Annotated in this window: 4 protein-coding genes and 1 pseudogene; 3 read left to right on the forward strand and 2 right to left on the reverse strand. The window is 43.2% G+C overall.

Annotated elements, in window-relative coordinates:
- Window positions 1-17 precede the first annotated feature (17 nt).
- Complete coding sequence (locus CXF65_RS09250) at window positions 18-1,466, reverse strand: FAD-binding oxidoreductase (protein ID WP_101211825.1); 1,449 nt, start codon at window positions 1,464-1,466, stop codon at window positions 18-20.
- 490 nt (window positions 1,467-1,956) lie between these two features.
- Here CXF65_RS09250 and serA point away from each other — a divergent pair, with 490 nt between their 5' ends.
- Both serA and CXF65_RS09260 read left to right on the forward strand, forming a co-directional pair.
- Window positions 1,957-3,183 (forward strand): phosphoglycerate dehydrogenase, encoded by a 1,227-nt coding sequence (serA, locus tag CXF65_RS09255; RefSeq protein WP_101211826.1) that lies wholly within the window; start codon window positions 1,957-1,959, stop codon window positions 3,181-3,183.
- Window positions 3,184-3,569: 386 nt separating this feature from the next.
- Window positions 3,570-4,103, forward strand: coding sequence for a DUF488 family protein (locus tag CXF65_RS09260; protein ID WP_101211827.1), 534 nt, complete (start codon window positions 3,570-3,572; stop codon window positions 4,101-4,103).
- 106 nt (window positions 4,104-4,209) lie between these two features.
- On the opposite strand, the gene CXF65_RS09265 is transcribed toward CXF65_RS09260, so the two are convergent.
- Window positions 4,210-5,274 carry a rhodanese-related sulfurtransferase gene (locus CXF65_RS09265; RefSeq protein ID WP_227523238.1) on the reverse strand — a complete coding sequence of 355 codons (1,065 nt, stop codon included), beginning with the start codon at window positions 5,272-5,274 and terminating at the stop codon, window positions 4,210-4,212.
- 401 nt (window positions 5,275-5,675) lie between these two features.
- Here CXF65_RS09265 and CXF65_RS09270 point away from each other — a divergent pair.
- Window positions 5,676-7,210: pseudogene (locus tag CXF65_RS09270) on the forward strand (BREX-1 system adenine-specific DNA-methyltransferase PglX); the annotation flags it as partial.

A 7,210-nucleotide genomic window follows, 5' to 3' on the forward strand; every position in this document is an offset into this window, starting at 1 on the left:
CAATCAACAGACCCTAATCACATATCAAAAATCTTCCCACGGTTCATGATGTTGTTTGGATCAAATACTTTTTTGACTTCGCGTAAGTAATTAATCTCAGTTTCGCTGCGGCTATAATGTAGGTAGGGCTTTTTGGTCATACCAACGCCATGTTCAGCAGAGACTGAACCGCCATATTTTTGTACCGTCTCAAATACGTGTTTATTAACGATTTGACATTCTGCAAAGAAGTCATCTTTGCTCATATTTTCTGGCTTTAAGATATTCAGATGCAAGTTACCGTCACCGATATGACCGAACCAACACACTTCAAAGTCAGGGTAGTTGCTGCTGACGATGTGATCAATCTCAGCGATAAACTCAGGTACGTAGCTTATCAGTACCGAGACATCGTTTTTATAAGGGGTAAATACTGAGATGGTCTCCGAGATATATTCGCGCAGCTTCCACAGCTCTTCCGCTTGCGCCAGACTCTGACTCATCACCCCATCGACGACCCAACCTTGTTCCATACAATGCTCAAATATTGCCATGGCTTTGTCCATGATAGGCTCATACGGCGCTTCAAACTCGAGTAGCGTATAAAACTTGGTGCGTGATTCAAACGGCTCTTGTACTTGGCCGTGCGCCATCAGCTTATCAATGGCCACATCATCAAAGAACTCAAACGCGGTCAAATCGATCTTTGCTTGAAAGGCTGATAGCACATTCATGACGTCGTTAAAGCTGTCCATACCAAGTACCATGACGTTTAAGTCTTGTGGCTGACGCTCAAGCTTGATTTGCGCATGAGTCACTAAACCAAGCGTGCCTTCGCTACCGATAAACAACTGGCGCAAGTCATAACCGGTGGCATTTTTCACCATGCCGCGATTGAGCTGCAAGATATCACCTTTACCAGTGACGACAGTCAGGCCCATAATCCATTGACGAGTCATGCCATAACGAATTACCTTGATACCGCCCGCATTGGTGCCGATATTACCGCCCATTTGGCTAGAGCCTGCCGAAGCAAAGTCGACAGGGTAGTAGAGGTCTTTTGATTCGGCGAATTGTTGCAATTGCTCAGTCACCACGCCCGCTTCAATCTCGACTAAGCGATCAGCAGGATAGAATTTGCCGATTTGGTTCATCTTATCCATACTGACCACAATCTCACCATTGGCCGCGACCGCGCCAGCAGACAGACCAGTACGACCGCCACTTGGCGTCAAGACAACATTGTGCTCATTGGCAAGCAAGACGATGGCTTGCACTTGCTCAGTGGTTTTTGGAAAGACAATGGCAGAGGCGGCAGGCGCGAAATGCTTGGTCCAGTCTTTGCCCCAATGTTCTAGGCTTTCGCTATCGGTCTTGATTTGGCTGGCGTCAAATTGATGGCTATCAAGCAGTGTGCGTAAAATAGTCTGCACGGCGTTGGTATTGTCATTGGTGTCAGGTGTAGGCTGGCTAGATAAAGAGGTCATGGTCAAATCTCGGTATGAACGTAGGCGCTATGCATAAAGGGGATTATTATATCGCTAAATGGATATAACGAAGCGGCTATAACTGTGTTTATATAATAAGAAGGTCGCGAATGTGGTTTTTAGTATTCATGAATATGCTTATTATATAATGAAATATTTGCGCGCGCATACATGGCATAAATAGTTAAAAAGACAGTTTAATAAACATTGAACATAATAGTTCACTATAGCATAAAAAGTTTTCAGGCTTGATATCCAATAATTCATCTAATCTGCTAACATCGACGTCGAATTTTGTGTAAGATATCCGGACTGTTTTCGTTTCATCCATCGTATAGTCAAAGCACTTGTAAATGGTTACGGCGTTAACCTCTCTAAATGTACTAAGTTGTACTATTTGCGCTCGGTTGCCTTGTACCCACTTTAAACTGCTTCGACTATAGATTATCCTTCAGATAATTTTATAAGACAATTATAGGACAGTTCTCATATGGCGTTATCACTACAAAAAGACAAAATCCGCTTTTTATTGCTTGAAGGTCTACACGACAATGCCTTAAAAATATTGACAGATGCTGGTTATCAAAACATCGAGAATATCAGTCATGCGTTAGATAAAGAAGAGCTGATCGAAAAGATCAAAGACGCTCACTTCATCGGTATTCGCTCACGCACCCAACTGACGCGTGAAGTACTGGAGCATGCGCACAAGCTGATTGGTATTGGTTGCTTCTGTATCGGTACCAACCAAGTCGATCTAGATGCTGCTCGTGATTTAGGTATTCCTGTCTTTAACGCGCCATTCTCGAACACCCGTTCGGTGGCTGAGCTGGTGTTAGCCGAAGCCATCATGCTGTACCGCGGCATTCCTGAAAAAAATGCTACCGTACATCGCGGCGGCTGGGGCAAGTCTGCGACCAACTCGCATGAAGTACGTGGCAAGACCATGGGTATCGTCGGCTATGGCTCTATCGGCTCACAGTTGTCTGTGTTAGCAGAAAGTTTCGGTATGAAGGTCATTTATCATGACGTGGTGACCAAATTGCCATTGGGTAACGCCGTACAAGTCGGCAGCTTAGAAGAATTACTGTCGACCGCTGATATCGTGACCTTGCATGTTCCTGATGTGCCAAGCACCCGCTATATGATGAAAGCTGAGCAATTTGCGCATATGAAAGACGGTAGCTACTTTATCAATGCCGCACGGGGTACTTGTGTCGAGATTGATGATCTAGCAGCGGTATTAGAATCTGGCAAAATCTTGGGCGCGGCGATTGACGTATTCCCAAAGGAGCCAAAATCTGCTGACCAAGAGTTTGAATCACCGCTACGTAAATTCGATAACGTGATTTTGACGCCACATATCGGCGGCTCAACGCAAGAAGCACAAGCCAACATCGGTCTAGAAGTCGCAGAAAAATTCGTTCGATATTCAGATCAAGGTGATACCCTCACGGCAGTGAACTTCCCAGAAGTCTCTATTCCGTTTAAAGAAGGCTCACATCGTCTGTTACATATTCACAAAAACGTACCTGGCGTCCTCTCACAGATTAACCGTCTGTTCGCTGAGGCGCACATCAATATCTTGGCACAGAGCTTAATGACCGAAGGCGATGTTGGTTATTTGGTCATGGACGTAGATTACAACGACTCAAGCGCGGCGCTGGATCAGCTAAAAGACGTTGAAGAAACCATTCGCGTCCGTATTTTGTTCTAATAGATTACTCATAACGTTTCAGACTGACGGTATACTGATGGTATAAAAACACGTCTTAAAGTAAGTTAAGCGAAATAGCAGATGACCTTGGTGGTTGTCTGCTATTTTTTTATGTTGGGTATCGTTATAAGTATAGGGTCTAGATTGCTTTGTTTGATTTTACTGCGTTAGCGACCTTCGACCACGATTGTCCTACAAAAGTCCTAATGAGTGAGCAGGTTGAGACTGGTTAATATTGAATGAGCAAAACCATTGAACCATTTAAGACAAAACCATTTAAGACAAAACCATTTAAGACAAGAGCATGCAAAATAAAACCATGCAAAATAAGACGACAACCATAAAACTTAAAACCACAATGTGACAATACGATAACGGCTTAACTTATGACCACCACATTTTATACGATTGGACATTCGACCCGTAGTCTTGATGAGCTGATTGAGATGCTTCAAGCGGCTGATATCGAATTGCTCATCGATGTGCGCAGCTTTCCTCGTTCTCGTACCAATCCTGTTTTTAATATCGATACTTTTCCACAAGCGCTCAGTCAAGTTGGTATCAGTTATCAGCACTGCACCGACCTTGGCGGGCGACGTCCAAAACAAAGGCAGGTCGATGAGCAGATAAATGATTTATGGCGCGTGCAAGCTTTTCATAACTATGCAGATTATGCGTTGAGTGATACTTTTCAAGCCGCTCTCGACCAACTCATGCAACTGGGAAAAAAACAGCGTCTGACCCTGATGTGTTCTGAAGCAGTATGGTGGCGTTGCCATCGGCGTATCATTACCGATTATTTACTTCTGAGAGGCCATAGGGTGGATCATATCATGGGCGTTGGTCGCTTAGATCTTGCCAAACCGACACCAGGAGCTGAGCTAAATAGTCAAGACCAAGTGGTTTATCCAGCGGTATAAAAAAAGGGTTAAAAGAAGATACGCTGTTGGTCCCTTCTTTTAACCCTCATTTTCAATAAACCCGCATTTCTAATAGACGCTAGTGTCGTTAAGTGTTTGCTGATTTCTATTGTTTAGATTTAGCGTTTTCTTGCTGCTTTCGCGCTTCAATCTTTGCCGCTTTACGCTTTTCTATAACGTCCATCACATCGCTACCAATATGCGCTTCGCCGCGCTTTTTCGCCAGCTGCATTTGATGCTCGCGCTCACGGAATCGTGCTTTTTGCTCGTCAGTGGCTTTATCGATACAATGCGGGCAAGATTCGCCTTTGATATAAGCCGCACTTTGCATGTCATCTTGAGTAATGGGCATACGACAAGCAAAGCATTGCTCATAGCTGCCTTTTTCTAAGTTATGATTGACCGAAACCCGATTGTCAAAGACGAAGCAGTCGCCTTGCCACATAGAGTCGCTGGCAGGCACTTCTTCGAGATATTTTAGGATGCCGCCTTCTAGATGATAGACCTCTTCAAAGCCTTGCTCGCGCAAATAGGCTGTAGACTTCTCACAGCGGATACCACCGGTACAGAACATCGCAACTTTTTTATGCTTAGCGGGGTCAAGCTCTTTTGCGACGTACTCTGGGAACTCGCGGAAGGTTTCGGTATTTGGGTTGACGGCATTTTGAAAGGTACCGATTTGCACTTCGTAATCGTTACGCGTATCAATCAAAATAACCTCAGGGTCTGAGATAAGCGCATTCCACTCGCTTGGTTTTACATAACGACCGACCGATTGCAAAGGATCGATATTTTCTACGCCCATTGTCACAATTTCTTTTTTCAGCTTCACCTTAGTACGATAAAAAGGCTGAGCATCAGTATAAGATTCTTTGAAGGTAAAACTGCCAATCGCTTCGATACTACGCAGGTAGTCAAGGACGGTGTCAATACTTTGGCGCGTACCAGAAATCGTCCCGTTAATGCCTTCAGCGGCAATCAACAAAGTGCCTTTGACCTCATTCTCAAGCATGGTATTTAAAATTGGCTCGCGATATTGCTCAAAATCTGCAAAGCGCGTGAACTTATAAAGAGCGGCAACGACGATGTTATTGGTGACGCTATCGTAGGCTAGGGCTGACTTACTATCGGTCAGATTGGTATCCGCATTGCTATTTTGAATGGTACTCATATTTTTCTCCTGCTGGCTAGGTCGCAAACCTAGTGCGTTGGGTTAGCAGTCTGGTTCAAATAAACACGCTATTGTGTCATCCTCGCTTGATGTACTTTGGGTACAATCTGTGCTCGGCTTCCTTATATCGCATTCATTTGAAATAGACTTGGTTGGTTTAGAATGAGATATAACACTAGCGTAATTGTGGAATTGGCTAATGCGCGCGTAGTGTAGCAAATTTGGCAAGGTTTTTGAATCATTTAATGGCTGATGACATCGTTCAAGATATCAACGACTCATGACAGAGATTCTATATGAGTGATAATAGTCTTTAGGCATTTATCCGATGAGTAGAGCTTGCTATAGTAGACGTTTGCTCATCATCTTGACCATATTTATTTCATTGTAAAGGCGCTCATATGTCTCTGTTCCAATCTATCGTCATCGAAAAGTATGTCCGTGAACTTGATAACACTCAGCTAGAGACAGCATGGCAGACTTTTAGCCATTGTTTTTTAAACTTATCAAAGCAAGACAACATCCGCCTAAGTAAAGAAGAGCAGTATCAAGAAGGCTTTTTGCGTGACTTATTCGTCGATGTCTTTGGTTACACGCTAAATCCCAATCCTGACTATGATATAACGACAGAATTCAAAAACCAAACGGGCAGTAAAAAGGCTGATGGCGCGATACTCAAAGACGGTCATGCTATTGGCGTGATTGAGCTAAAAGGTATGAATACCACTGACCTTAGCAAAATTGAGCAGCAAGCTTTTGGCTATAAAAACAATCAACCTAAGTGCCGCTATGTCATCACCTCTAACTTTCAAAAGCTACGTTTGTATATCGATAATGCGGTTGAGTTTATAGAGTTCAATCTATTCACTTTGGCTCAAGAGGACTTTGCATTACTGTATTTATTGCTCAATCGCGACAGCATCATGAACGATTTGCCTGCCAAGCTCAAGTCGGCATCATTGTCTCAAGAAGAAGCGATAACTAAGCAGCTTTATAAAGATTACTCGGTGTTTAAACGTGAATTATTCAATGATTTGACCACCAATAACCCAAGCGTAGACAATTTAGTATTATTTCAAAAGTCACAAAAATTACTCGATCGGCTACTGTTTATTTTCTTCGCTGAGGACAGTCATCTGTTGCCTGCCAACTTTGCAAAGGGAATCATCAGCGAATGGGAGAAGTGGAAATCGCTAAAAATGACTGTGCCTTTGTACGATAGGGTCAAAGCGTACTTTGGTTATTTGGATAAAGGTCATAAAGATGAGTATAGCGAGATATTCGCCTATAACGGTGGACTGTTCAGCACTGACGAGCTGCTGGACAGCGTCATCATCAGCGATGATATTCTACAGACCCATATCAAGATACTCTCCGAATACGACTTTGACAGTGAGGTAGACGTCAATATCTTAGGTCATATCTTTGAAAACTCATTATCAGAGCTTGATGAGGTAAAGGCGCAGCTGACAGGTGAGGTGGTAGATAAATCGCAAACCAAGCGCAAAAAAGATGGCGTGTTTTACACGCCAAAGTACATCACCAAATATATCGTCGAAAACACAGTCGGCAAGCTTTGTGAAGACAAAAAGTTAGCGTTAGCATTGAATGACGAAGATTATGAGCAAGATATTACTATTAATAAAAGCGGTAAAAAACGAAAAAAAACAGATAAGAGAATCGAAGAAGAAAAGGTAGCTCTAGATAGATTAAATGCGTATCGAGACTGGCTATTACAAATCACGATTTGTGACCCTGCGGTAGGCAGTGGGGCGTTCTTAAATGAGGCGCTAAACTTCTTAATCGCTGAGCATGAGTATATCGTTGAGCTAGAGACGAAATTGTTTGGTAGTGGTCTGGCTTACCCTGATATCGAAAACAGTATTTTAGAAAACAACTTGTTCGGGGTCGATATCAATGAAGAAAGCGTCGATAT

The organism is Psychrobacter sp. Sarcosine-3u-12 (genome assembly GCF_002836005.1).
Lineage (GTDB): Bacteria > Pseudomonadota > Gammaproteobacteria > Pseudomonadales > Moraxellaceae > Psychrobacter > Psychrobacter okhotskensis.

Excerpts from the sequence above, each read along its gene's own strand:
- serA (WP_101211826.1), top strand. The coding sequence starts at position 1,957 with ATGGCGTTATCACTACAAAAAGACAAAATCCGCTTTTTATTGCTTGAA.
- CXF65_RS09260 (WP_101211827.1), top strand. The coding sequence starts at position 3,570 with ATGACCACCACATTTTATACGATTGGACATTCGACCCGTAGTCTTGAT.
- CXF65_RS09250 (WP_101211825.1), bottom strand. The coding sequence starts at position 1,466 with ATGACCTCTTTATCTAGCCAGCCTACACCTGACACCAATGACAATACC.
- CXF65_RS09265 (WP_227523238.1), bottom strand. The coding sequence starts at position 5,274 with ATGAGTACCATTCAAAATAGCAATGCGGATACCAATCTGACCGATAGT.